At 74.9% G+C, this 23,419-nt stretch carries 20 protein-coding genes; 11 read left to right on the top strand and 9 right to left on the bottom strand.

Annotated features, from left to right (window positions below):
• Positions 1-160: 160 nt before the first annotated feature.
• A complete protein-coding gene (locus ACFQ6N_RS34130; RefSeq protein WP_380657605.1) occupies positions 161-1,555 on the bottom strand; it encodes a gluconate:H+ symporter in 1,395 nt (464 codons plus the stop codon).
• The gene (locus tag ACFQ6N_RS34135) at positions 1,552-2,106 is read right to left on the bottom strand and encodes a gluconokinase (protein WP_380657607.1); all 555 of its coding nucleotides are present in this window, start codon (positions 2,104-2,106) and stop codon (positions 1,552-1,554) included. The genes ACFQ6N_RS34130 and ACFQ6N_RS34135 overlap by 4 nt, the downstream gene beginning before the upstream one ends.
• Before the next feature lie 233 nt (positions 2,107-2,339).
• Here ACFQ6N_RS34135 and ACFQ6N_RS34140 point away from each other — a divergent pair, with 233 nt between their 5' ends.
• Both ACFQ6N_RS34140 and ACFQ6N_RS34145 read left to right on the top strand, forming a co-directional pair.
• Complete coding sequence (locus tag ACFQ6N_RS34140) at positions 2,340-3,035, top strand: FadR/GntR family transcriptional regulator (protein ID WP_380657609.1); 696 nt, start codon at positions 2,340-2,342, stop codon at positions 3,033-3,035.
• 189 nt (positions 3,036-3,224) lie between these two features.
• Positions 3,225-3,719: a hypothetical protein gene (locus ACFQ6N_RS34145; protein ID WP_380657611.1), complete on the top strand. Its 495-nt coding sequence runs from the start codon at positions 3,225-3,227 to the stop codon at positions 3,717-3,719.
• Positions 3,720-3,753: 34 nt separating this feature from the next.
• Here ACFQ6N_RS34145 and ACFQ6N_RS34150 read toward each other — a convergent pair whose 3' ends face one another.
• From ACFQ6N_RS34150 to ACFQ6N_RS34165, 4 genes are all read right to left on the bottom strand, one after another.
• The gene (locus tag ACFQ6N_RS34150) at positions 3,754-4,518 is read right to left on the bottom strand and encodes a metallophosphoesterase (RefSeq protein ID WP_380657613.1); all 765 of its coding nucleotides are present in this window, start codon (positions 4,516-4,518) and stop codon (positions 3,754-3,756) included.
• A gap of 19 nt (positions 4,519-4,537) precedes the next feature.
• Complete coding sequence (locus ACFQ6N_RS34155) at positions 4,538-9,121, bottom strand: hypothetical protein (protein ID WP_380657615.1); 4,584 nt, start codon at positions 9,119-9,121, stop codon at positions 4,538-4,540.
• 66 nt (positions 9,122-9,187) lie between these two features.
• The gene (locus ACFQ6N_RS34160; RefSeq protein WP_380657617.1) at positions 9,188-10,063 is read right to left on the bottom strand and encodes a hypothetical protein; all 876 of its coding nucleotides are present in this window, start codon (positions 10,061-10,063) and stop codon (positions 9,188-9,190) included.
• A gap of 59 nt (positions 10,064-10,122) precedes the next feature.
• Complete coding sequence (locus ACFQ6N_RS34165) at positions 10,123-11,685, bottom strand: hypothetical protein (protein WP_380657619.1); 1,563 nt, start codon at positions 11,683-11,685, stop codon at positions 10,123-10,125.
• Positions 11,686-11,870: 185 nt separating this feature from the next.
• Here ACFQ6N_RS34165 and ACFQ6N_RS34170 point away from each other — a divergent pair, with 185 nt between their 5' ends.
• The 5 genes from ACFQ6N_RS34170 to ACFQ6N_RS34190 all read left to right on the top strand — a co-directional run bounded on the left by ACFQ6N_RS34170 (position 11,871) and on the right by ACFQ6N_RS34190 (position 16,319).
• Positions 11,871-12,926, top strand: coding sequence for an IPT/TIG domain-containing protein (locus tag ACFQ6N_RS34170; RefSeq protein WP_380657620.1), 1,056 nt, complete (start codon positions 11,871-11,873; stop codon positions 12,924-12,926).
• Between the two features lie 253 nt (positions 12,927-13,179).
• Complete coding sequence (locus ACFQ6N_RS34175) at positions 13,180-13,722, top strand: hypothetical protein (RefSeq protein ID WP_380657621.1); 543 nt, start codon at positions 13,180-13,182, stop codon at positions 13,720-13,722.
• Positions 13,723-13,874: 152 nt separating this feature from the next.
• Positions 13,875-14,651 (top strand): LamB/YcsF family protein, encoded by a 777-nt coding sequence (locus ACFQ6N_RS34180; protein ID WP_380657623.1) that lies wholly within the window; start codon positions 13,875-13,877, stop codon positions 14,649-14,651.
• A 107-nt stretch (positions 14,652-14,758) separates the two neighbouring features.
• On the top strand, positions 14,759-15,346 hold the full coding sequence (pxpB, locus tag ACFQ6N_RS34185; RefSeq protein ID WP_380657651.1) for a 5-oxoprolinase subunit PxpB: 588 nt from the start codon (positions 14,759-14,761) through the stop codon (positions 15,344-15,346).
• A gap of 109 nt (positions 15,347-15,455) precedes the next feature.
• The gene (locus ACFQ6N_RS34190) at positions 15,456-16,319 is read left to right on the top strand and encodes a biotin-dependent carboxyltransferase family protein (protein ID WP_380657625.1); all 864 of its coding nucleotides are present in this window, start codon (positions 15,456-15,458) and stop codon (positions 16,317-16,319) included.
• A gap of 112 nt (positions 16,320-16,431) precedes the next feature.
• Here the strand turns inward: ACFQ6N_RS34190 and ACFQ6N_RS34195 are convergent, their stop codons facing one another.
• Together ACFQ6N_RS34195 and ACFQ6N_RS34200 are read right to left on the bottom strand one after the other, a co-directional pair.
• Positions 16,432-17,370, bottom strand: coding sequence for an aminoglycoside phosphotransferase family protein (locus tag ACFQ6N_RS34195; protein ID WP_380657626.1), 939 nt, complete (start codon positions 17,368-17,370; stop codon positions 16,432-16,434).
• A 128-nt stretch (positions 17,371-17,498) separates the two neighbouring features.
• Positions 17,499-18,269, bottom strand: a complete 771-nt coding sequence (locus tag ACFQ6N_RS34200; RefSeq protein ID WP_380657628.1) for an alpha/beta fold hydrolase — start codon at positions 18,267-18,269, stop codon at positions 17,499-17,501.
• Between the two features lie 124 nt (positions 18,270-18,393).
• Here ACFQ6N_RS34200 and ACFQ6N_RS34205 point away from each other — a divergent pair, with 124 nt between their 5' ends.
• The 3 genes from ACFQ6N_RS34205 to ACFQ6N_RS34215 all read left to right on the top strand — a co-directional run bounded on the left by ACFQ6N_RS34205 (position 18,394) and on the right by ACFQ6N_RS34215 (position 20,883).
• Complete coding sequence (locus ACFQ6N_RS34205) at positions 18,394-18,927, top strand: PadR family transcriptional regulator (RefSeq protein WP_380657629.1); 534 nt, start codon at positions 18,394-18,396, stop codon at positions 18,925-18,927.
• A gap of 71 nt (positions 18,928-18,998) precedes the next feature.
• Complete coding sequence (locus tag ACFQ6N_RS34210; protein ID WP_380657631.1) at positions 18,999-19,778, top strand: class I SAM-dependent methyltransferase; 780 nt, start codon at positions 18,999-19,001, stop codon at positions 19,776-19,778.
• A gap of 262 nt (positions 19,779-20,040) precedes the next feature.
• The gene (locus tag ACFQ6N_RS34215; RefSeq protein WP_380657653.1) at positions 20,041-20,883 is read left to right on the top strand and encodes an undecaprenyl-diphosphate phosphatase; all 843 of its coding nucleotides are present in this window, start codon (positions 20,041-20,043) and stop codon (positions 20,881-20,883) included.
• 129 nt (positions 20,884-21,012) lie between these two features.
• On the opposite strand, the gene ACFQ6N_RS34220 is transcribed toward ACFQ6N_RS34215, so the two are convergent.
• Entirely contained in the window at positions 21,013-22,524 is a 1,512-nt protein-coding gene (locus tag ACFQ6N_RS34220; RefSeq protein ID WP_380657632.1) for a HEAT repeat domain-containing protein, read from the bottom strand.
• 288 nt (positions 22,525-22,812) lie between these two features.
• On the opposite strand from ACFQ6N_RS34220, the gene ACFQ6N_RS34225 reads away from it, so the two are divergent.
• On the top strand, positions 22,813-23,322 hold the full coding sequence (locus ACFQ6N_RS34225; protein WP_380657633.1) for a hypothetical protein: 510 nt from the start codon (positions 22,813-22,815) through the stop codon (positions 23,320-23,322).
• Positions 23,323-23,419: the final 97 nt, after the last annotated feature.

Below are 23,419 nucleotides of genomic sequence, written 5' to 3' on the forward strand. Positions count from 1 at the left end.
GTTGTCGTGGGGGTTGTGGGGTGTAGGTGACACTGCGCTGTGTACGGGGGGGTGGGGCGCACCCGGTCCGTCCCGGGGCCCCCCCCCTCGGCGGTGCTGCGGTGGAACGGTGCTGCGGTGCTGCGGTGCTGCGGTGCTGCCGTGGAGCGGTGGTGCGCTGCTAGATGACCAGGCTCAGCGGCATGATCAGCGCGATGGCGACGACCGAGATCACCGTCTCCATCACCGACCAGGACTTCAGCGTCTGCCCGACGCTCATCCCGAAGTACTCCTTCACCAGCCAGAAGCCGGCGTCGTTGACGTGCGAGAGGAACAGCGAGCCGGCGCCGATCGCGAGCACCAGCAGGGCCGCGTGGGTCGAGGACATGTTCGCGGCGAGCGGGGAGACGATGCCCGCCGCGGTGATCGTGGCGACCGTCGCCGAGCCGGTGGCCAGGCGGATCAGCACGGCGATCAGCCAGCCCAGCAGCAGCGCGGAGATGTGCCACTTGCCGGACCACTCGCTCACCGCGTTGCCGACGCCCACGTCGATCAGGGTCTGCTTGAAGCCGCCGCCCGCGCCGACGATGAACACGATGCCCGCGATCGGGCCGAGCGACTTGCCGACGGTGTCGGAGATCCGCGCCTTGTCGAAGCCCGCGGCCTTGCCGAGGGTCAGCATGGCGAGCAGGGTCGCGGCGAGCAGGGCGATCAGCGGGGAGCCGATGAAGTCGAACACCCGCTGGGCCGGGGCCTTCGGGTCGTCGATCACCACGTCGGCCAGCGCCTTGCCGAGCATCAGCACGACCGGCAGCAGGATGGTCGCCAGCACCGCGCCGAAGGACGGCGTGCGCTCGTGCTTGGCCGACTCCTCGGGGGCGGTGGCGGCCGGGACCTCCAGCGGGCCGACCCAGCGCTCGGCGACCCGGGCGAACAGCGGACCGGCGATGATCAGGGTCGGGACCGCGATCAGCAGGCCGAGCGCCAGGGTGATGCCGAGGTCGGCCTTGAGGGCGTCGACGGCCACCAGCGGACCCGGGTGCGGGGGCACCAGGCCGTGCAGCACCGACAGGCCGGCCAGGGCCGGGATGCCGACCCGCATCAGCGGCACGTTGCCGCGACGGGCGACCAGCAGCACGATCGGGATCAGCAGGACGACACCGACCTCGAAGAACAGCGGCAGTCCGAGCACGGCCGCGATCAGCGCCATCGCCCAGGGCAGCGCCTTGCTGCCCGTACGGGAGAGCACGGTGTCCGCGATGATGTTGGCGCCGCCGGAGTCGGCGAGCAGCTTGCCGAGCATCGCGCCGAGGCCGATCAGCAGGCCGACGCTCGCCACGGTGGAGCCGAAGCCCGTGGAGAAGCTGCTGAGCAGCTTGTCGAAGGGGGCGCCCGCGACGGCGGCCAGCAGGCCGGAGCCGAGCGTGAGGGCGAGGAACGGGTGCAGCTTCAGCTTGGTGATCAGTACGACGATCGCACCGATACTGAGCAGCACCGCGATGAGCAGCTGGGAGTCGCTGCTCGTGTGCGGCAGGGCCGGTGGGGCGGCCGCCAGCAGAGTGGGGGCAAGGCTCACGCGAGGTCTCCATTGACGGGCCGAAGCAGTGCCGCGGCCATCTCGACGAGTTCTTCGGGGGACGGGCCCACGTCCAGGACGGCGCCGCGCTCGTCCGCTCCCAGGGGTTCCAGGGCGGCGTACTGCGAGTCGAGCAGCGACGACGGCATGAAGTGGCCGGTGCGGTGGCTGAGCCGGTCCTCGACCAGCTCGTGGCCACCGCTGAGGTGCAGGAAGAAGGCGCCCGGGCAGGCCGCGCGCAGGGTGTCGCGATAGCGGTGCTTCAACGCCGAGCAGGTGACCACGCCGCCGGTGCCGTCCTCGGCCCGGTCCCTGAGCCAGGCGCCCAGGGACCGCAGCCAGGGGGCGCGGTCCTCGTCGTCCAGCGGGATGCCGGCCGACATCTTGGCGATGTTGGCCGCCGGGTGGAAGTCGTCCGCCTCGGCGAAGGGGAGGTCGAGGCGGTCTGCCAGCAGGCGGGCCAGGGTGGTCTTGCCGACGCCCGAGACGCCCATCACCACGATGGTGAGGGGGGCCTGCGGGAGGTCGTGGTTCTCGACGTTGAGAGCCATGGGTGGTGCTCCTTCGTTGCCTGGCCGCCACTATCGCCTCAAAGATATGACGTATTCAAGTGGCGGAAACCAAATCGTCATACTTTTAAGGTGTGGTCTGGATCGCAGGCGCCCCGGCCCGGCCGCACGGCGGGACGGACACCCCCGGGGCGGGGGTACGGACCCTCCCCGGACGGGGCCCGGACGCCGGGGCGGGGGTGAGCGCTCCCCGGGCGGGCGTCTACGCTGGGCGGATGGAGATCCAGGGGCTGCCCGGGCGGCTGCTTGACGAGCTCGGCCCGGCGATCGCGTCCGGCGAGATTCCCGAAGGCTCGGTCCTGCGCGGAGAACAGCTGGAGGAGCGGTTCGGGGTGTCCCGGACGGTGGTCCGGGAGGCGGTGCGGATCCTGGAGGGGATGCGCCTGGTGGCCTCCCGCCGGCGGGTCGGGATCACCGTGCAGCCCAAGTCCGTCTGGGACGTCTTCGACCCGATGGTGATCCGCTGGCGCCTCGCCGGATCGGACCGCCCCGCGCAACTGCGCTCGCTCGGCTCCCTGCGGATGGCCGTCGAACCGGCCGCCGCGGCGCTCGCCGCGGTCCACGCCACCGATGACGAACGGCGCGAACTCAGCGCACTGGCAGTGGAGTTGACGGTCTCCGCACGCGAGGCCGACCTGACCACCTTCCTCGGACACGACATCGCCTTCCACGCCCTGGTGCTGCGCGCCTCCGGCAACGAGATGTTCGCCCACCTCGGCGACACCGTGGGAGCGGTGCTCACCGGACGCACCGAGTACCATCTGATGCCCCATCAGCCCGAGCCGTACGCGATCCGGCTGCACCGCGAGGTCGCCGACGCGATCTGCTCGGGGCACGCCGACGAGGCCGAGCAGGCGATGAAGACGATCGTGACCGGGGCCCTGGAGGAGCTCAACCACCAGTTGGGCTGACCCTCCGGGCAGCCGGGGCCGCCATGGCCGCGGTTGTGAGGAAGGCTGCCCGGATGACACGGTTTGGCGGCAGTTCGGTGGATTCGGACGCATAGTCCTGGTTCGACGGGGCAGAGTGAGCCGAGGGGGGCGCGTTTCGTGTGCGCCCGTTCCGTGTCCACTGCCGAATCCGCGCCTGGGGGTCGCCCGATGCCCGTGCCACGCCGTCGCCGCCGGCGCCGCCTTCCCGACGAGGTGCGCGCCGCCGCAGTCCGGGCGGTGCTCTCGCTCGCCTTCACCCTGGTGGGCGTGGTCGTCGCGACACTGGCCTCGTACGCGGGCAGCTGGATGCTGACGCCCGCGCTGATGGCCATGGGGCTCGGGGTGTTCGGCACCATGTGGTGCCTGCTGGAGATCCTGATCTCCCGTCAGGTCGCCGCCCAGCGGACCCGGGCGCCGGACTCCGCGCACCCGATGACGGGCAGCCGGGCACCCACCGCGCCGCCGCCGGGCGCCGGGCCGCTCCCCCCACCGCTCCCCCGGCCCGGCTCCTCTGTCTACCAGCAGCCGTACGAGCAGCGGTACGACCGGCCGTACGAGCAGCCGCCGTACCAACCGCAGCAGCAACAGCCGTACCAGCAGCCGTACCAACAGCCGCAGCAGCAACCGCCGCGTCAGCCCTGGGCGCCGGCCCCGCGGCCGTGACCCGGCGCGCGCCGGCCGTGCCCCGGCTCGGGCCCTAGTCCACCGGGACGGCCCGGTAGTGGGTGGTGACCCGGCCTTCGTCGTCCAGGAGGTGGAAGGCGAGCATCGGCGGGTGGTCGAAGGAGATGCCGCGTCCGCCCTCACAGGGCAGGGTCACGGTGGAGACCACCCCGGGCGCGACCAGCACCGGCAGGCCCGCGAAGGTGGTCGCCGCGGCCGTGTGCGCGTGGCCGCAGAGCAGGGCGGCGACCCGGGGGTGGCGGCGCAGCACCTCGGCCAGGCCGGCCTCGCCGAACTGGCGGATCCCGTCGACCATCGGCATGTGCAGTTCGACGGGCGGGTGGTGGAAGGCCACCAGGGCGGGCAACCCGGCGCGCCCGTCGGCGAGTCGGGCGTCCAGCCAGTCCAGGGTCTCCCCGTCCAGCAGGCCGTCGTCCCGCCCGGGTATCGAGGAGTCGAGCATCAGCACGTCGGCGCCGGGGAGCCGGTGCTCCCGGTTGACCGGGCCCTCCCCCGGCGCCTCGCCGAGCAGCACCTCCCGGTACGGCGCCCGGCGGTCGTGGTTACCGGGGCAGGTGAGCACCGGGTACCGGGAGGCCAGCACCCCGGCCACCTGCTCGTACTCCCCGGGCAGGCCGTGGTCGGCGAGGTCCCCGGTGACCAGCACCCCGTCCAGCGGGCCGGGCAGGGCGTCGAGGTACGCCATCACCCGCTCGGCCCGCCGCCGGGCGCGTTTGCCGCCGTCCCGGCCCTGGACCTGGCCGAGGTGGATGTCACTGAGGTGCGCGATCGTCAGCATGCCGGTCACGCTAGCCAGTTCACGCCTGGGCGGGAACCTCCGCAGGGCGCTTGAACATCCGGGTGGCGGTGATCTCGCCGTGGACGGCCGGGCCGTCCGGGTCCTGCGCGGCGGGCAGGCCCGGGCGCAGGTGCTCCTCGACGGAGATGTACTTGAGGCCGGCCCGCAGGTCGGCGTCGTTGCGCAGCCGGATCACCAGCGGGAACTCGGCGAGCGCGGTGGTGTCGAACAGGCCGGTGGTGTAGATGAGCTGGACGCCGAGCGCGTCGGCGACGGCACGCTGGAGCTCCAGCAGGTAGGTGGCGTTGGCGCGGCCGATCGGGTTGTCCAGGAAGAGCGTGCCGGCGTGCCGCAGCTGGGACTGGCCCCGGTCGTTGGCGCGCAGCGCGGCCATCGTGCAGTACAGCGCGATGGCGGCGGTGAGCAGCTGGCCGCCGGAGAAGACGTCGGACATCTGGCCGACGCTGACCCGCTCGGCGCGCAGCACCGCGTCCGGCTTGAGGATCTCGACGCTGACGCCCTTGGGGCCGATCGCGGCGGCGACGCCCCGCAGCAGCAGCGACATGCCGTCACGGCGCAGGTCGCTGTTCTTCCTGACGGCGGCGCGGGTGGCCTCGTCGATGACCTCGCCGAGGCGCTCGACCAGCGTGGCGTGGTCCGGGTCCTCGAAGCGGATCCGGAGGAACTCCTGTCCCGACCACTCCCCGAGGCCCTCGGGCAGCCGGGAGAGGCGCTGGGCGGCCCGCAGGGTGGTGAGGGAGGACTCCACCAGGCCGCGCAGCCGGTCCACGATCGAGCCGCGGTTCTTCTCCAGCTGGGTGAGCTCGTCGGTGAGCACCCGCAGCCGGGGCGCGAAGGCGGTGGCCCAGGCGGCGGCGTGCTCGGGCAGCGCCGAGGCGGGCAGCTCGCGGATCTGCTGGCGGGCTGGGGTCCGGACGGCCTCGTAGCGGGCGGCGTTGGCGTGCCGGACGAGGGCGTCCGAGGCGTCGCGGACGGCGAGTTCGGCCGAGGACAGCTCGCCGGCCGCGGTGCGCAGGCCGCGGCGGGCCTCGGCGGCGCCGGTCCGGGCGTCGGCGAGCGAGCCCAGGTACGGGTCGACGGACTCCTCCGGGTCCTCCTGGTGGTCGCGCAGGCCGTCGCGGAGCTGGACGGCCAGCTCGTCGAAGTCGGCGGCGGCGGACTGGGCGGTGTCGAAGGTGCGCTGCAGGTCGGCGTGTGCGGTGCGGGCGGTGTCCAGGGCCTCGCGGCGTTCGCCGAGCCGGCTGGTGGCGGTGCGCAGCAGGACCTGGGCGTGCTCCGGGTCGGTGGGGACGAGGTCCTCGGGCAGCTCGGTGTGCGCCTCGCCGTCGGCGGGGGCGGAGCGTTCGACCTCGCCGCGCAGGCGGCCGAGCTGCTCGCTGGCGGTGGCGGAGCGGGCCTCGATGGTGGCGACGAGTTCCTCGGCGCGGGCGGCGGCGGCCTGCCGGGCCGGGCCGTCGGCGCCGTCGGGGCTGCCGAGGAGTTCCTCGGCGCGGGTGCGCACCTTGTTGGTGAGGCGGTCGAGTTCGGTCGCGGCGGCGGCTTCGTCGCCCTCGGCTCGGGCCTGTTCGGCGCGCAGGTCGGCGCCGACGCCGACCTTCTCGTACAGCTGGGAGGCGGCGCGGTAGGCCTCGCGCAGGGCGGGCAGCGCGCCGGGGGCGGTGTCGGCGGGCTCGTCGGCCTGCTCGGCGGCGGGGATCTCGGCGCGTTCGGCGCGCAGCGCGCGGGCCGTACGGCGGGCGTCGTCGGCGGCGCGCTGGGCGGCGCGGCGGTCCTCGTCGCAGGTGCGGGCGCGTTCGGCGCACAGGGCCTGGCGGCGGTCGCACTCGGCCGCGTCCTCGGCGAGTTCGCGCTGGCGGCGCGCCCAGGTGGCGCGTTCGCGCAGCCGGAAGGCGAGACCGGAGAGGGCGTCGGCGCGGCGGCGGGCGCGCTGGGCGGACTCGCGGTGCTCCTCGTGGGCGGAGGCCGCGGCGGCGTGGTCGGTCTCGGCCTCGTCGTGGTCGGCGCGCAGGGTTGCCAGGGCGGCGGCGGCCTGCTCGGCGTGCTCGCGGGCGGCCTCGGCGGCGGCGGCGAGCTCGGCGAGGGCGCCGGGCGGGCAGCTGGCGTGCCAGGAGGCGAGGCGGGCGGCGAGGGCGCGGTCGCCGCCGAGGCGGCCGGCGAGTTCGCGGATGTGCTCCTCGCGGGCGCCGGCCCGGGCGCGCAGGTCGCGGCGCTCGTCGTCGGCCGCCGACTCGTCGTGCATGGCCGGGTTCGGCGGCACGAGGAAGAAGGCGGGCTCGTCGGTGATCGGGGCGATCAGCGAGGCGGCCGCGCCGACGGCCACGGTGGAGCGCGGCAGCAGGGCGGCGGACCGCAGGGCCTCGCGGGCGCGCTCCAGCGAGGCCGGGTCGGTGACGACCACGCCGTCGACCAGTTCGGGGCGGGCGGCGAGGATCGCCTCGTGGTCGGCCGGGTCGACGGACTGGGCGAGGTAGCGCCAGCCGGGCAGGGCCGGGATGCCGTGCTCGGCGAGGTACTCGACGGTGGCGAGGACGTCCGGGCCGGGCGGCAGCAGGCCGCCGTCGCCGAGGGCGGCGAGGATCCGGGCGTCGTCGGCGGCGGCCGTCCGGAGGTCGAACAGGGTGCGCTCGGCGGTGGCGATGGACTCGTCGAGGAGTTCGCGCAGGTACTCGGCGTTGCGGTCGAGGACGGCGGGGGTGAGGAAGCCGGCGTCCTCCTCGGCACCCGACCCGTCCTCGCTCCAGTCGGTGGGTGCGGGCGTCAGGGAGAGCAGGTCGGCGAGGCGCTGTTCGGTGGCGAGCAGGGCGGCGGTGCGCTGCTCGGCGGCCAGGGAGCGGGCGGCGGCCTTGCGGGCGTCGCCGGCCCGCTCGGCGGCGAGTTCGGCGCGGCCGGTGGCGGCGGCGGCCTCGCGCAGCCGGGCGGCGGCGGACTCGGCGGCGGCGCGGGCCTGGGTGAGCGCCGCGCCGGCGGCCTTCTCGACGTCGGCGGCGTGCAGTGCGGCGCGGGCCGGGTCCACGTCGCCGTCGGCGTCGATGAATCCGGCTTCGACGGCGGCCTCGGTCTCCTGCTCGACCTCGGCGAGGCGCTGGCGCAGGTGCTCGGCCTCGCTGCGGGCCTTCTGGGCGGCGGTGGCGGCCTCGGTGGCGTCGGACTGCGCCTTGCCGCCGTCCGCCTGGAGCTCGCCGGCGCGCTGTTCCTCGGTGTCGGCGCGGGTCTCGGCGGCCGCGGCGGCGGTTTCCAGGGCGCGGGCGAGGGCGGTCGCCGCGCGGGCGCGGGCGGCGAGGGCCGGGGCGGCGTCGAGTTCGGCCTCGCGGATGGCGGCGGCGACCCGGGTGACCCGGTCGGCGGCGGCGCGCTGGCGCAGCACCGTCTCGGCGGCCTGCCAGGCCGCGTGCAGGGTGCGGGCGTCGATCAGCTCGCGGCGCAGCGCGGCGGCTTCGGCGGTGGCCGCGGCGAGGCTCAGGGTGGCGTGCCGGTGGGTGAGCTCGTCGGTGATGAGGCTGTGCCGGGTGCGGTCGGACTCGGCGGCGGTGACGGCGCTCGCGGCGGCGGCCACCTCGATGGCGAGGTCCTGGGCGCGGTCGCGTTCGGCGGTGGCCCGGGAGGCGAGGGCGTGGGCGAGGCGGCGGGTGCGGCGCTCGGCGGTGCGGTGGGCCTCGCGGACGGTCTCGCGGGCGGTGGTCGACTCGGCGATGCGCTCCAGCAGCTCCAGCGAGCCGGCGGTGAAGTCGCGTTCGGCGGTGAGTTCGGCGCGGCGGCCGAGCTTGGCGGCGAAGCCGTGGACGAGGTCGGCGAGGCCGTCGGTGTCCCGGGTGTCGGTGACGGCGCGCAGCAGGAGGTCGGTGAAGTCGCTGTCGTGCTTGACCGCGAACAGGCCGGCCGCCTCGCCCTCGTCGGCGTTCATCTCGCGCTGGTAGCGGAAGAGTTCGGGGTCGAGGCCGAGTTCGCCGAGGTGCTCGGTCCAGCGGTCGTGGCCGTCCTCGAAGACCAGGTCGAGGTGCGGGTGGGCCTTGCCGGCCTCGGTGAGGGCGTCGCGGAAGCCCTTCATGGTGCGGCGCCGGCCGCGGGCCTTCTGGTCGCCGACCAGGCTGACCCGCTCGGCGACCGGGAGCGAGTCGAGGGTCAGGCCCGCGCCGGGGCGGAAGGAGTACCAGGTCTCGGCGAACTTGCGCGGGTCGGAGGAGACCTGGCGGCCGCGCCACTCGCTGGCCTTGCCGACCACGATCAGCTCGCCGGTGACGGTGTGCTGCCACTCCAGGGCGACATGGCCGCAGTCGTCGGCGAGCAGGAACTTGCGCAGCACGCCGGAGCTGGCGCCGCCGAGGGTGTTGCGGTGGCCGGGGAGCATGACCGAGAAGATCAGCTTGAGCAGGACGGACTTGCCGCCGCCGTTCTCCAGGAAGAGCACGCCGGCCGGGGCGGGCCGGCGGACCGGGCCGTCGGTGTCCTCGCCGAACAGGCCGATCTGCTGCGGGGCCGGGTCGGCGACCGGCTCGCCGACGCCGCGCAGGTCGAGCACCGTGTCGGCGTAGCGGGCGCCGGCCGGTCCGATCGAGTAGAGGCGGACCCGGTTGAGCTCGTACATGTGCGGCGGTTCTCCAGGAGGGTGTTCGTACAGGGGCTCGTGGTGCGGGGTTGGTGGTGCGGGACGTCAGAGCGAGTGGAACGGCAGGCCGGCGTCGGCGACCAGGTCGTCGGAGGTGTCCGGCGGCAGCAGGCTGGCGGTGCCGTCGGAGACCGGGACGACGCCCAGGTCGAGCAGTTCGGCCATGGCCGCGCTGCCGGCCAGGTCGCGGACCTGGAGCTGGTAGCGGGCGGTGGTGCGGTAGGTGCCGCCGGCGTCGTCGGAGACCTTCTGCAGGAAGCCGGAGTCGACCAGGAACATGACCGCCTTGGCGACGATGCCGATGGTGGAGCCGGAGAGCCGGCGAGCGTCCTTGGTGGCGCCGGTGGCGGTGCGCCGGGCCCAGACCCGCCAGGCGGCCTCCAGGCCGGGGGCGTCGGACTGCGGGTCGGTGTTGGCGCCCTCGGCGTCGGCCTGCTCCTCCAGGCGGCGGCAGGCCTGGCGGACGAAGGAGTCGATGCCGTTGACGGTGATCCGGCCGAGGTAGGCGTCGTCGGCGAGGTCCTCGGGGCGGGGGAAGGCCATCGCCGCGACGGCCAGGTGGGCCAGGCCGTGCAGGAAGCGGTCGGTGGACTCGGAGGCCGCGCGGCGCGAGTAGTCGCCCATCCGGACGGCGAACAGGGAGTCCTCGGCGGCGGCCACGGCCATGCCGGCGCGCGGCGAGACCTCCAGGACGACCAGGCCCATGCCGGTGGCGACGGCGTCGGCGAGGCGGGCGAAGGGCGGGTCCTCGCGGTGGCGGCGCACGAGTTCGGCGTACTCGGCGTCGCGGGCGGGCAGCAGCTTGGCCTGGAGGCCGAGGGAGACCAGCCGGGCGGCGTCGGCGACGTCGGCCGGGGTGATCGGCGCCGGGGCCGCGGGTTCGGTCTCGGTCGCCCAGGACGTGTCGTGGTGGGTCGTCACGGGCGGTGCTCCTCGGGGCTGTTGCTGCTTCGGGTGTTCGGGTGGGGCGTCAAGGCCGGTCAGCCGGCGTCCTTGCGGTCGGCCGCCATGCCGGCCGCGTCGAGCAGGGCGCTGCCGACGATCAGGTCGGCACCGCCGAACTCCGGGTCGCGCAGCGTGGTGCCGTCGTCCACGGCGAAGAGCAGCCGCTCCTCGCCCTGGCGGTAGGCGGTGCCGACCGGCGGGCTGGCCGCGTGCACGGCGAGCAGCGCGACCAGGTACGGCAGGTCCGGGTCCTGCTTGCGGGCGTCGGCGAGCAGGCCGGAGAGCCGCCGGGGGGCGTCCGACGGCAGGTCGAGCAGGATCAGCGCGGCCTCCAGCTGGGCCTCGGAGAACCGGCTGTCGTCCGGGGTGGCGACCAGGTCCGGGTCGGGCAGTTCGGCGCCGAGGTGCTCGCGCTCGACCGGCGGGGTGAGCAGCAGGTCGACCAGGTCGGCGAGCCGGACGGAGACCGGGGTGCGCAGGCCCGCGCCACGGGCGAAGAACGCGCCGGTGGGACGGACGGCCTGCTCTATCGGCAGGCGCAGCACGGGGGCGAGCAGCTGCCCGTACAGGTCGATGCCGCTGCGGGCGCCGGGGGTGGCGAAGGCCTGCCGGTCCTGCTCGGCGCGGAACAGCGGGCCGGCCTCCAGGAGGCGGGTCTGGAGCTTGGTGTGGCGGCGGATGCAGTCCTTGACGATGTCGAGCAGTTCGGCGGCGCGGCGCTTGTGCTCGGCCCCTTCGGGGGTGTGGGGCTCGGCTTCGTCGCGGGCCTTGCGGATGTTGGTGAGAATCGCGTTCTCGTGCCGGTAGCGGTCGGCGATGTGGTCCAGCGCCTCTTCGATGAGGTCCGGGACGGCGCGCATCCAGTCGACGGCCCGGACGTTGCGGCGGGTGGCGTCGAGGGCGCGGCGCAGCGTCTCGGCGTACTGGACGGTGCGGTAGCGGGCCTGCTCGGCGGCGAGCTGGGCGTCGGCCAGGCGGCCTCGGCGGATCAGCACCTCCAGCTTGACCTCGGCGGCGATCTGGGCCGAGGTGACGTCCGTGTCGAGCGCGCCGACCAGGACGTTGACCGCCTCGTCGGTGGTGCGCAGGTAGACGCCGCCGTCCGGGCCGGGGACCTCCTCGATCAGCTTGAAGTCGTAGTCGCGGCGCACGTACTCGCCGTCCGCGGCGAAGGTGCCGTAGACGGCGCGGAAGCCGCGGTCCACGCTGCCGACGTTGATCAGCGACTCCAGCACCCAGCGGGCGACCCGCTCGTGCTCGGCGGTGGGGCGGCCGGGGGCCTGGGCGGCGACCCGGGGCAGCAGCCGGGCGAGGACTATCTCGCGGTCGGCCCCGGTGTCGAAGTCCATGTTCAGGGTGACCAGGTCGATCGCGGCGAGGCCGACCTCGGCCATCGCGTAGCCGCCGTACTCGCCGGCCAGGTTGACCTTGCGGTTGTCCAGGTCGTGCAGCGGGGCGGTGCAGGCCAGCGCCTTGAGCCGGCGGGCGAGGCCCTCGTCGGCGGCGGGGCCGGGCGCTGGGCGCACGCCGACCGGGCCTGCGGGGCCGGCGGGCGGCCGGAGGCCGGACTCGGTGGGCGGGTCTGCGATGGCGGTCACGGGGGACAAGATTAGAGGTTCGCACCGACATCGACCGAAACGGACCTTGCGGGCGGGCGGAACGGCAGGTGGGCGGCCGTCCGGGGGGCGGTTTCAGAACACCGTTTCGACGGGATCCCGCCATTCTCGAACCGGTATTCGATAAATCCGTGAGGGTGGAGCAATGGTTCGGTGATGATCGACCTATGATCACCCGACTGGCCAAAGCGGGCCTCGCCGCCACGCTGTCCGTGACCACCCTCACCACCGGCGCCGTCCTCGCCGCCGGCGCGGCAGCGGCCGCGCCGGCCGCCACCCCGTCGACCTCCGCGCAGCACGTGGCCGTGTCGCAGAGCGGGAACTACCCCGGCGGCTTCTTCAGGTCCGGCAACATGTCCGCGAGCTGGGTGTCCGCCGGCACCGCGGACCTGACCGGCCCGACGCACTTCACCGTCGACCTGCCACCGGGCATCAGCACCGACGGCGCCATGTTCTACTCCACGCCGTACGACTACACCTTCAGCACGACGCTGTCCCCCGACGGCCGCCACCTGGAGGCCGTCCTCACCGGGACGCGGGTGGTCGGCAAGAGCGAGTTCATGAAGCTCAACCTGCGCACCACGCCCGGCGTGCCGGTGGCCGGCGTGATCACCGTGACCGCCGCCAACCCCAACGACACCGACCCGACCGGGCACATCTCCCGCTACGACCTCGGCACCGGCGGCTACCTGCCGGCGACGACCCAGGCCGCCCCGGCCGTCACCGGCCTCGACACCACCACCGGCCCGGGCACCGGCGGCACCGCCGTGACCGTCAGCGGCAGCAACCTCGGCAGCGGCATGGTGCTGGTCGGCGGCGTCCCGGCCGCGGGCAGCTGCACCGACACCGCCTGCACCGTGACCACGCCGGGCGGCTCCGGCAGCGCCCCCGTCACCGTGGTGACGCCCGGCGGGACCGCCGCCGCCGCGTCCGCCTTCGACTACACCGGCGCGGCGCCCCCGGCCCCGCCCGCACCCGCGATCAGCAGCTTGAGCCCCGCCGCCTCCGGCCCGGTCGCCGGCGGGAACGCGGTCTACGTGCTCGGCGGCAACCTGGCGGCCGGGACGGTCGCGTTCGGCGGGGTGCCGGCCGCGCACGTCTCCTGCGGCCCGTCCTTCTGCTCGGCCACCGCCCCGGCGGGCTCCCAGTCGGGGCCGGTGGGCGTGACGGTCACCACGGCGGGCGGGACCAGTGCGCCGGTGACGTACACGTACACCGCGTAGCGACCGCTCCTTCGGTGCCCGGGTGCTTCGGCGCCCGGGCACCGACGTGTTTCCGGGGGCCGGAAGACGGGCGGAAGCGGGAGGGAGGGCAGGCGGGAGAGGAGGCGGGAGAGCAGGCGGAAGAGCAGGCGGAGGCGAGTTGAACATGTTCAAAAGATGGGTCTAGAGTCGGTTCCGCGCAGGCGGGACAAGGCTCCGCCCGCTCCTCGGCGCGCCCGGTGCTTCCGGCGCGCCCGGCACGGAGGTGGACGACATGGACGAGGTGCACGACATGGACGGCGACCCGGCGGCGGTCCTCCGCAAGGTCCGGCGCCGGCTCTGGTTCTTCCTGGTCTGCCTGGTCCTCAGCGGCCTGACCGCCTTCCCCCTGGAGACCGAGACCCGTCTGCTCGCCGAGTTCGTGAGCGGCCCGGCCGCCCCGCTGACCGACCACTTCCCGGCCGTGACGGCCTGGTTCGAGCGGGTCCACACGGGCATCGCCGAAACGAACGAGCGCTACCCCTTCCTCGCCTACGGAACCGACTGGCTGGCCTTCGCCCACCTGGTGATCGGCGCCGCCTTCTGGGGGCCGCTCAAGGACCCGGTCCGCAACATCTGGGTGATCCGCTGGGCCGTGCTCGCCTGCGGGGCGGTCATCCCACTGGCCCTGATCTGCGGACCGCTGCGCGGGATCCCGCTGGTATGGCGATTCATCGACATGTCGTTCGGGGTCTTCGGCGTCATCCCCCTGCTGCTCGTGCTGCGGGCCCTGCGTCCGCTGGAACGTTCCTTCCAGGAAACCGCGACCGCGCACTGAGCCGACCCGGCCCGCACACCCGCACAGCGGCGCCCCCGGGCGTGCAGGCCCGGTCGCACGCCGCAGCACCGACGGGGGCCCGGGTCACGGGCAACGGCCTTCATCCGCAGGCCCTACCATCTGGCTCAACAGTTGCTGGGAGGCGGACGCGCGTGGCCGATGCGGTGATCGATCTCAATGCGGACCTCGGCGAGGGGTTCGGGCGCTGGACGCTGACCGACGACGAGGCGCTGCTGTCGGTCGTGACCAGCGCCAACGTCGCCTGCGGCTTCCACGCCGGGGACCCCTCGACCATGCGCCGGGTCTGCTCACTGGCCGCCGAGCGCGGCGTACGGATCGGCGCCCAGGTCTCCTACCGCGACCTGGCCGGCTTCGGCCGCCGCGCGATGGAGGTGCCCCCGGAGGAGCTCGCCGACGAGATCGCCTACCAGATCGGCGCCCTCCAGGTCTTCGCCCGCGCCGCCGGCTCCAAGGTCTCCTACGTCAAACCGCACGGCGCCCTCTACAACCGGGTGGTCACCGACTCGGACCAGGCCGAGGCCGTGGTGGCCGGCGTACTGCGGGCGGGCGCCGTCTGCGACGGGCCGCTGCCCGTCCTCGGCCTGCCCGGCTCCCGGCTGCTGGAGGTCGCCGAGGGCGTCGGGCTGCCCGTGGTCACCGAGGCCTTCGCCGACCGGGCCTACACCCGCGCCGGCACCCTCGTCCCGCGCCGCGAACCCGGCGCGGTGGTGCACGACCCGGAGGCGGTGATCACCCGCGCCGTCGACATCGCCCGGGACCGCGCGGTCGAGTCCGTCGGCGGCGAGCGGATCACCGTCGAGGCCCGCTCGCTCTGCGTCCACGGCGACACCCCCGGCGCCGCCCAGCTCGCCTGGCGGGTACGCGGCGCCCTGGCCTCGGCCGGGGTCCGGGTGGAGGCGTTCACGTGACGGCCGGCGGCCTACGGGCGGGCGGCTCGGCGCAGCGAGGCGACTCGGCGCAGCCGGGTGGCTCCGGACGGCCGGGCGCCTTCGTACGGCGGGTCGGCGAGCGAGCGCTGCTGGTCGAGCTGCCCGGGACGGCCGAGGTCACGGCGCTGTACGGATGGCTGCACGAACAGCGGGAGGCCGGGGCGCTCGGCGAGGTCGAGGAACTGGTCCCGGCCGCCCGCACGGTCCTGCTGGACGGCGTCGCCGACGTCGACGCGGTGGCGCGGCTGCTGCGGACCGCCCGTCCGACGGCCGCCGAGACGGCGCGCGGCCCGCTGCTGGAGGTCCCGACGGTGTACGACGGCGCCGACCTGCCCGAGGTCGCCGCCCGGTGGGGGGTGTCCGAGGAGGCCGCCGTCCGGATCCACACCGAGCCCGAGTACGTGGTCGCCTTCTGCGGCTTCGCCCCGGGCTTCGGCTACCTCACCGGCCTGCCCGCACGCTACGAGGTCCCGCGCCGGGCCACACCGCGCAGCTCCGTCCCGACCGGCTCGGTCGCCCTCGCCGGGACGTACACCGGCGTCTACCCGCACCCCTCCCCCGGCGGCTGGCAGCTGATCGGCCGGACGGCGCTCCCGCTCTGGGACACCGGACGGGAGACCCCGGCCCTGCTCGCCCCGGGCGTCCGGGTCCGCTTCACGGCCGGACGGGCGTGACGGGGGCGGGCAGCACAGCCGGACGGGCGTGACGGGGGCGGGCAGCACGGCCGGACGGGCGTGACGGGGGCGGGCAGCACGGCCCGACAGGTACGAGGAGGCGGCGGCGATGAGCGAGCTGGTGGTGGTGCGGCCCGGGCCGCTGACCACGGTGCAGGACCTCGGGCGGCACGGCGTCGCGCACCTCGGGGTGCCCCGGGCCGGGGCGCTGGACGAGCCCGCGCTGCGGGCGGCGAACCGGCTGGTGGGCAACACCCCGGGAGCCGCCGGGCTGGAGACGACGCTCGGCGGGGTCGCGCTGCGGGCCGTCGGGGCGGTGCTGGTCGCCGTCACCGGTGCGCCCGCGCCGGTACGGGTGGACGGTCGGGCCGTGGCGTGGGGCGCCCCGGTCCTCGTGCCGGATGGAGCGGTGGTCGAGGTGGGACCGGCCACGGACGGCGTCCGCGGCTACCTGGCAGTGGCGGGCGGGATCGCCGTCCCGCCGGTGCTCGGCAGCCGCTCGGCGGACCTGCTCTCCGGCCTCGGACCCGCCCCGCTGGCGCTCGACGACCGGCTGCCGGTCGGCGCCCCGCCGCCACGGCGGGCCCGGCCGGACCTGGTGCCGCTGCCCGCTCCCCCGGCCGAACTGGTGCTGCGGCTGCGGCTCGGCCCGCGCGCGGACTGGTTCACGACGGACGCGGTGGCCCGCCTGGGCCGCGACGGGTACCGGGTGTCCTCCACCAGCAACCGGGTCGGGCTGCGCACCGAGGGCCCGGCGGTCGCCCGCGCCCGGGACGGCGAACTGCCCAGCGAGGGCATGGTGCTGGGCGCCGTGCAGATCCCGCCGGACGGGCAGCCGGTGGTCTTCCTCGCCGACCACCCGACCACCGGCGGCTACCCGGTGGTCGGCGTCGTCCCGGCCGCCGACCTCGCGGCCGCCGCGCAGGCCCGGCCGGGGACGCCGGTGCGGTTCGTGCCGCTGCGGGAGCGCTGAGCGGGCTCCGGTGCGACGGCGGGCGGGGACGGCGGGCGGGGACGGCGGACGGCGGCCTGCGCGACGGCTCAGCGACGGCTCAGCGGCCGCTCAACCCCGGCCCTGCCGCTGCTCAGCGGTCCGACAGCAGTTCGGCGACGGCCCGTTCGGCCGGGTCCAGCTCCGTCCCGCCCTCCGCCGTCCCGCCGTCCTCGGCCGCCCAGACGGCGTTCTGCAGCACCCGGGCGAGCGTCCAGGCCGTCGCGACCTCGCGGTCCAGTTCCAGCGCCTCCGTGAGGACGTCGAAGCGCCGCCGCAGCGCCCGGCCGAGGTTCCCGGTGGCCACCAGGTCCGCCCAGCGGTTGCGCAGCGCCGGGAGCAGCTCGAAGCCGGGGTGTCCGGCGAGCGGCTTGGGGTCGATGGCCAGCCAGGGGCCGCGACCGCTTCCCGGGAGCGGGGCGAGGACGTTGCCGTAGTGCAGGTCCCAGTGGAGCAGCCGGTCACCCGGGTCGGTGGCGGCCTCGCGCAGGGCGGCGGTGCAGCCGGCCAGCAGGCTCCGTTCGTCCGGGTCGCCGTGGGCGGCGACGGCGCCCGGGGAGCGCTCCAGCAGGTCGGCCGACACATCCGCCAATGTCCGTACACCTGGCGGTGCTTGACGCTTCGTCAATTCGACCAGCAGGTCGGCGATCACGCGCAGGGCCGCGAGGTCGTCGGGCACGGCGAGGAGCGAGCGCCTCGGGTCAAGCCGCTCCAACAGCATGGACCCCGAGGCGGGTTCGTGGTCCAGCAGGCGGACGGCACCGCGTCCGTCCCAGGCGCGCAGGGCGAGCGGTTCACCCGCCGTCTCCTCGTCGACGCGTTGCAGCTTGAGCGCGGCCGGCGTCCCGTCTGCGCACCGCACCGGCAGCACCAGCGCGACGACGCCGTGCGCGACCGGGCCGTCCGGGCGCAGCTCCCAGCGGTCGAGCAACTCGCCTGCCAGCAGCGGCAGTCGGGCCGCCCAGGCACGGCCGTCCGCGCCCAGCCACTCCTCCAGGGACGCGGCCAGTGCGGGCGGGACCTCGACGGGCATCGGGCGGGCTCCTCTCGGGAGGGTCTCTCCCGCCCAGCCTAGGCGGTCCGGCCGTTCGCCCCGGGCGGCCCGGGTCCGGGCGGCCCGAGTCCGGTCGGCCTGGCTCCGTCCACCGCGGGCGGCCCCGTTCAGTCCAGGCCCAGTCCCGTCGCCGCGGCGGCCGCGAAGCCGTCCGGGTTGTCGAGCATGATGTTGTGCCCGCAGTCCGGGACGGCGACCACCCGGACACCCGCCGCACGGAGTCCGTCCGAGCCCGCCGGCTCGCCGTCCGCCGCCGGGTGCAGGAAGGTGCGCGGCAGATCGAGGCGGAGCAGCAGCTCACGCATCGTCGGCGCGGTCGCCCGGGCGAGGGAGCAGGCGCTGCGGTGGAGCGCCTCCGGTCCGGCGAGCCGCATCGTGGACCACCAGAACGGGCCGACCCGTCCGGCGACCTCCGCCCTGCCGCCCGCCAGGAACTCGGCCTCGGTGTAGCCCGCGATGCCGCGGCTGCCGGGCCGCCGCCGGTCGGGGGCGAGCGGATCCAGGTTGGCGTCCACCATGACCAGCCGGGAGACCAGTCCGGGGTGCCGGTGGGCGAGGACGATCGCGATCGCGCCGCCCATGCTGTGCCCGACCACCTCGACCCGGGTCAGCCCGGCCGCCGCCACGGCCGCGGCGATCGCGTCGGCGTGCTCCTCCGGCGTGTAGCCGAAGTCCGTCGGCCGGTCGCTGATGCCGAAGCCGAGCAGGTCCATCAGCAGCGAGCGGCGCCCGGCGAGCAGCGGGTGGGCGGCGGCCGCGGCGAAGTAGACCGGCGAGGTGGCACCCAGGCCGTGCAGGTAGAGCCGGGCCGGTTCGGCGCCGGGCAGTTCGATCCAGCGGATCAGGTCGCCGTTCGGGGTGACGGGGGCGTGGCGCATCGCGAGGACTCCTCCTGACGGGGGCGCTCCGGAGCTTCCGGGAGCGCCGAAACCATACCTCGACTTCGAGGTATACCGTTTCCGATATACCGATGAGCCGAGGGACGCGTGAGAGGGTGGCCCCATGCTCAAGCTCGCGATCCTCGGGTTCCTGTACGACCGGCCGCTGCACGGCTACGAGCTGCGCCGCCACCTCGCCGCGCTCTCGGGGCACGTCCAGCCGATCAGCGACGGCACGCTCTACCCCGCGATCAAGCGCCTGGAGACGGCCGGCCTGCTGGTCCGCCGGACCGAGCCCGGCAGCGCCGCCGCGCCCCGGCACACCCTGCACCTCACCGAGACCGGCCGCGCGGCGCTGCTCGACCGCCTCCGCACGCCCGAGCCGCTCGACATCAGCGACGAGAACCGGTGGTTCACGCTGCTCGCCTTCCTGCGCCACCTGGAGGACCCCGCCGCCCAGGCCGCCGTGCTCCGCCGCCGTCTGGCCTTCCTCGCCGAGCCGGCGAGCTTCTACTACGACGGCGACCGCCCGATGGGCGCCGAGGAGTTCACCGACCCGTTCCGGCGCGGCCAGCTGCTGATCGCCCGTGCCACCACGGAGGCCGAACTCGGCTGGCTGCACACGACCCTGTCCGAACTCGACCGATCCGCCGACTGACCGCCTCGCAGGCCGCCGGAAGGCACCCGGCCGCCTTCCCTCCCGGCGCCGCCCGTGTTCCGATGGCCACCATGGGCAACGACACGCACGACACCCCCGACCGGCACCCGCAGGACGTCCGGCACACGGACCGGCGCGAAGACCGGCGCGAAGACCGGCGCGCGGGCTACGACGGAACGGGCGAGGGCCCGATCACCCCGGACGGCTGCGCCGTCGAGGTGTGGAGCCGCCTCCCCGTGGGCGACGCCCCGGATGTGATCGAGGCCGCGGTGCCGGCCGGCGCGAGCATCCTCGAACTCGGCTGCGGTGTCGGCCGGATGACGCACCCGCTGAGCGACCGCGGCTTCACCGTGACGGCCGTGGACGAGTCCGCCGAGATGCTGGCCCGGGTCCGCCCGGGCGTCCGTACGGTGCGCAGCCCGATCGAGAAGCTGGACCTCGGCGAGCGCTTCGACGTCGTCATGCTCGCCTCCTTCCTGGTGCACGCCGGTGATATGACGATCCGTCAGCAGCTGCTGGAGACCTGTCGCCGCCATGTCGCCGAGGACGGCCGGGTGCTGGTGCAGCGCGAGGGCGAGGACTGGCACCTGAACGTGCCGCGCGAGACCTCGATCGGCCCCGGCGCGTGGTCCCGGCTCGTCTCCGTCACCCCGGTCGGCGACGGCGTGAACTCCGTCCGTTTCGAGTACGGGTTCCCGGACGGCGTCTGGACGCAGACCTTCCTGTCCCGTCCGCTCGGCACCGAGGAGTTCGAGCAGGCGCTGGCGGACGCCGGACTGACGGTGGAGCGGTACCTGACGGCGGACCGCACCTGGGTCAGAGCGCGTCCGACGGGCCAGAGCCAGGACTAAGGCCAGTAGGGCCAGGGCCCGGACCCGCCGGTCGGAGCCGGTGGAGCCGGCCGGCGGGGCCCGTACGCAAAGGCCGGACAAAGGGTGAACAAAGAACTGTCACTTTCACCCCGTACCATCGGCCGCGCGCCGGGCCCCGCGCGCGGCCCGCGGGCCGGGCGGGGCCGCGGTCGTCCGACTGCCCGCTCCGACCGATCCGCGAGGACCCGCCCATGCCGCCCCTGTCCACCGCCCGACGGATACCCCCGGCGGGTGCCCGGTGATCAACTGGTTCCACGGGGCCGTCCTCGGCCTGATCCAGGGGCTCACCGAGTTCCTGCCGATCTCCTCCAGCGCCCACCTGCGGGTCTCCTCCGCACTGCTGGGCTGGGACGACCCGGGCGCGGCCTTCACCGCCGTGACCCAGCTCGGTACCGAGACGGCGGTGCTGATCTACTTCCGCCGGGACATCGCCTCGATCGTGACGACCTGGGCGCGCTCGCTGGTCCGCCCGGCGCTGCGCTCGCACCCGGACGCCCGGATGGGCTGGTTCGTGATCATCGGCACCCTGCCGATCGGCATCCTCGGCAAGCTGTTCCAGGACACCATCGAGACCCATCTGCGCGATCTGCGGATCATCGGCACCACGCTGATCGTCTTCGGCCTGGTCCTGGCCTTCGCGGACCGCACCCGGGCCGTCCGGCACGCCCGTCCGATCACCGACCTCACGCTGCCGCACGCGGGCATCTACGGCCTCGCGCAGGCGCTGGCACTGATCCCGGGCGTCTCCCGCTCCGGCGGGACGATCAGCGCGGGCCTCCTGCTCGGCTACAGCCGGGAGGCGGCGGCCCGCTACTCGTTCCTGCTCGCGATCCCGGCGGTGCTGGCCTCGGGGGCACTGGAGCTGTTCAAGATCGGCGAGGGCCCGGCACCGGCCTGGGGGCCGACCATCCTGGCCACCCTGATCGCCTTCGCGGTCGGCTACGCGGCGATCTCCTGGTTCCTCAAGTACATCTCCAGCCACAGCTTCCTGCCGTTCGTGATCTACCGGGTGCTGCTCGGCGTCCTGATCATCGGACTGGTGGCCGGCGGCGTCCTGACCCCGGACGCGGGCTCGGTGAAGTAGAACGACGTTTCAGAAACAGCGCGGCCGGGGCACTCCCGCACCCAGGGAGAGCCCCGCCAAAGCAGTGGGCCGGGACACCTTCACGGTGTCCCGGCCCCTTCGGCGTCGAGGCCCCCCGGCCCCATCGCCCTAACGCCCGAACTCCCGGGCCGCCGTCAACCGGCCGCGTACGGCGGCATGGACCTCGGCCTCCTCGGCCGGGTCGGCGGCGAGTCTGCGCAGCCGCTCCAGCACACGCGCGTCGCCCGTGGTGGCGACATGGCGCGCGGCGAGCTCACGCGTGGACTCCTCGCAGTCCCAGAGGCACTCGACGGCCGGCCCCTCGGGAAAGTGCACGTCGGTGGCGGCGAGCGCCTGGGCGGCGCGGCGGCGCAGCTCCGAGGAGGCGGCCTCGCCGTAGATGTGGCGCAGGACCGGTACGGCATCGGCGGCGGCCAGCCGCCCCGCGCCGTCCACCAGCGTCCCGAGCCCGGTACCGCCGACCCCGCGCACGGAGACCCAGCGGCGCAGCCCGGCGACCACCAGCGGCGCGTCCTGCGGCTCCCCCGCGTCGGCGAGCAGTTGGACGGCGGCCTCACCGAGCGCGCTGTCCGCGCCGCCGCTGGCCGGGTCGGCCCAGCGGCGGGCCTGTGCCAGCACCTCGGGGCCGCGCATCCGGCCGAGCAGTTCCAGGGCGGCGCGGACGATCCGGTCGTCCACGTCGACGGCGGCGGCCTCGATCAGCTCGACGGCCGCTGGGTCCCGCTGCTCGACCAGGTGGCGCAGGGCCGCGCGGCGGGCGCCGGGCAGGCCGTCGCGGGCGGCCTCCAGCAGCAGCGGACGGTCCTCGGGCCGGACGACGGCGGTCAGACAGCGGGCGGCCGCAGCGGCGCGGCGGTCCACCGCGTCGGGGCCGGCCGGCGCGTCGGTGCCGCGTACGGGCTCCGGGCGGGCGTCAGGCCCGCCGAGGAAGGCACCGACGCCGAGGCCGCCGAGCTCGCCCTGGTCGGCCCAGGCCAGCACGTCGGCGGTGGACCAGCCCGGGGTGACGCCGCTGCGGTTGACCTGGCGCTGCCAGAGGTCGAAGGGTGACTGCTCGCTGGCGGCCGCCACTCTCGGGTGGTAGGCCGCCCACAGCCGCCACGGGCGGGGCTCGTACGCGTTGCGGATGAACTCACGCAGTTCGGCGTCGCCCTCGGGGCCAGGAGCGAAGTGGTCCAGCACGGCGGTGCCCAGCAGCAGCAGGCCGCGGTCGTCGTCGCGCAGGGCGAGTTCGTCGAGCGCCCAGGCCCAGTTGGCGCCGGTGGCGGCGTACTCGCGCAGCACCAGCAGCGCGTCGCGCCGGCCGTACGCGGCGAGGTGGCCCAGGACGGAGAGGGCGAGGCCCGTGCGGCCCTCGTCGTCGGTGACGAGGTCCTCCGCGGAGTGGAGATGGTCCTCGAGGCCGTCGAGGGAGGCCTCCAGCTCCATGTAGAGGCGCGCGTAGTAGAGGGAGCGACTCTCGACCTGCCAGTCGGCTCGCGGATCCCTGGTGACGCACTCCTCCAGCGCGGCGATGGCCTCGGCACGGTCGGCGGCCAGCGCATGGAGCTGCCCGTCACCACGGCCTCGTTGCAGGAGGCCTAGGAGGCTGGCACTGGGTGCTATCACTGGCTCGAACATGAGGTCAGCATCCGTTGCGGCGGTCGTAGTGGCAACGGGATTTCCGTCGCCGGGGTCTCTGGTCGGTACTGCGGTGGGCGCCCGGGCGCCGGAATCACCGAAGGTTACCGCCTCGCGCACCCGTCCGCACACAGGGCGACGAGGCCCACTGCCACAGTGGCATATGCCACGGGAATTTTGCCTGCGATCTGTCCAAATCGCCCACGGGGGTGAGAACGCTGTGCGACAGTCTTCTCACTATCCGAACGACCCGCCCAAAGCGGGCCGAACCCGAACGATGGACCCGCCATGAACATGCCCTTAGGCGTCGCCCGCCCGCCGGGCACCGCCCTGGTGGACGGCGCCCCGGTGGGCGGCGACGGCGGCTCCGGCGATGGCAGCGGCGACGCCGCCGGCGGAACGGACGGCAGAGTGGACGGCACGGCAAAGGGCCCGTCCGGCCCCTACCTCGACACCGGCAGCACGGACGACACCGCCCTCGGATCCGCCGAGTGGGACCTGCTGACCGACGGCATCCGCTGGAACGCGGAGACCTACCTCCTCCTCGGCTGCGACCCGGACCACGGCCCGCTCAGCCTCGACCGGCTGCCCGACCGCCTCCCCGAGGCGGACCGGCCGCTGCTGCGCCGGATGATGACCGACGCCCTGGTGCACGGCCGCACCGCCGCCGGCACCCTGCGGATCCGCCGGTCCGGCGGACGGCACGACAGCGTCGAGTGCGCAGGCGAACCCGTCCTCGGCGCGGACGGCACCGTCACCGGTCTGCACATGCTGCTCCGCCCGGCACCGCCGGACTGAGCCACAGACCTCCCTTCCGGAACTCCGGGCCTCCGGCACCCCAGGCCTCCGGAACTTCATCCTTTCGGGACTTCAGGCCTTCTGAGCCTCAGGCCTT

The organism is Kitasatospora sp. NPDC056446 (genome assembly GCF_042796115.1).
Taxonomy (GTDB): Bacteria; Actinomycetota; Actinomycetes; order Streptomycetales; family Streptomycetaceae; genus Kitasatospora.

Bases quoted from the DNA above. Each gene is read 5' to 3' on its own strand.
- ACFQ6N_RS34225 (WP_380657633.1), top strand. From the start codon at position 22,813: ATGAACATGCCCTTAGGCGTCGCCCGCCCGCCGGGCACCGCCCTGGTG.
- ACFQ6N_RS34210 (WP_380657631.1), top strand. From the start codon at position 18,999: ATGGGCAACGACACGCACGACACCCCCGACCGGCACCCGCAGGACGTC.
- ACFQ6N_RS34170 (WP_380657620.1), top strand. From the start codon at position 11,871: ATGATCACCCGACTGGCCAAAGCGGGCCTCGCCGCCACGCTGTCCGTG.
- ACFQ6N_RS34145 (WP_380657611.1), top strand. From the start codon at position 3,225: ATGCCCGTGCCACGCCGTCGCCGCCGGCGCCGCCTTCCCGACGAGGTG.
- ACFQ6N_RS34190 (WP_380657625.1), top strand. From the start codon at position 15,456: ATGAGCGAGCTGGTGGTGGTGCGGCCCGGGCCGCTGACCACGGTGCAG.
- ACFQ6N_RS34175 (WP_380657621.1), top strand. From the start codon at position 13,180: ATGGACGAGGTGCACGACATGGACGGCGACCCGGCGGCGGTCCTCCGC.
- ACFQ6N_RS34220 (WP_380657632.1), bottom strand. From the start codon at position 22,524: ATGTTCGAGCCAGTGATAGCACCCAGTGCCAGCCTCCTAGGCCTCCTG.
- ACFQ6N_RS34205 (WP_380657629.1), top strand. From the start codon at position 18,394: ATGCTCAAGCTCGCGATCCTCGGGTTCCTGTACGACCGGCCGCTGCAC.
- ACFQ6N_RS34155 (WP_380657615.1), bottom strand. From the start codon at position 9,121: ATGTACGAGCTCAACCGGGTCCGCCTCTACTCGATCGGACCGGCCGGC.
- ACFQ6N_RS34135 (WP_380657607.1), bottom strand. From the start codon at position 2,106: ATGGCTCTCAACGTCGAGAACCACGACCTCCCGCAGGCCCCCCTCACC.
- ACFQ6N_RS34150 (WP_380657613.1), bottom strand. From the start codon at position 4,518: ATGCTGACGATCGCGCACCTCAGTGACATCCACCTCGGCCAGGTCCAG.
- ACFQ6N_RS34140 (WP_380657609.1), top strand. From the start codon at position 2,340: ATGGAGATCCAGGGGCTGCCCGGGCGGCTGCTTGACGAGCTCGGCCCG.
- ACFQ6N_RS34195 (WP_380657626.1), bottom strand. From the start codon at position 17,370: ATGCCCGTCGAGGTCCCGCCCGCACTGGCCGCGTCCCTGGAGGAGTGG.
- ACFQ6N_RS34200 (WP_380657628.1), bottom strand. From the start codon at position 18,269: ATGCGCCACGCCCCCGTCACCCCGAACGGCGACCTGATCCGCTGGATC.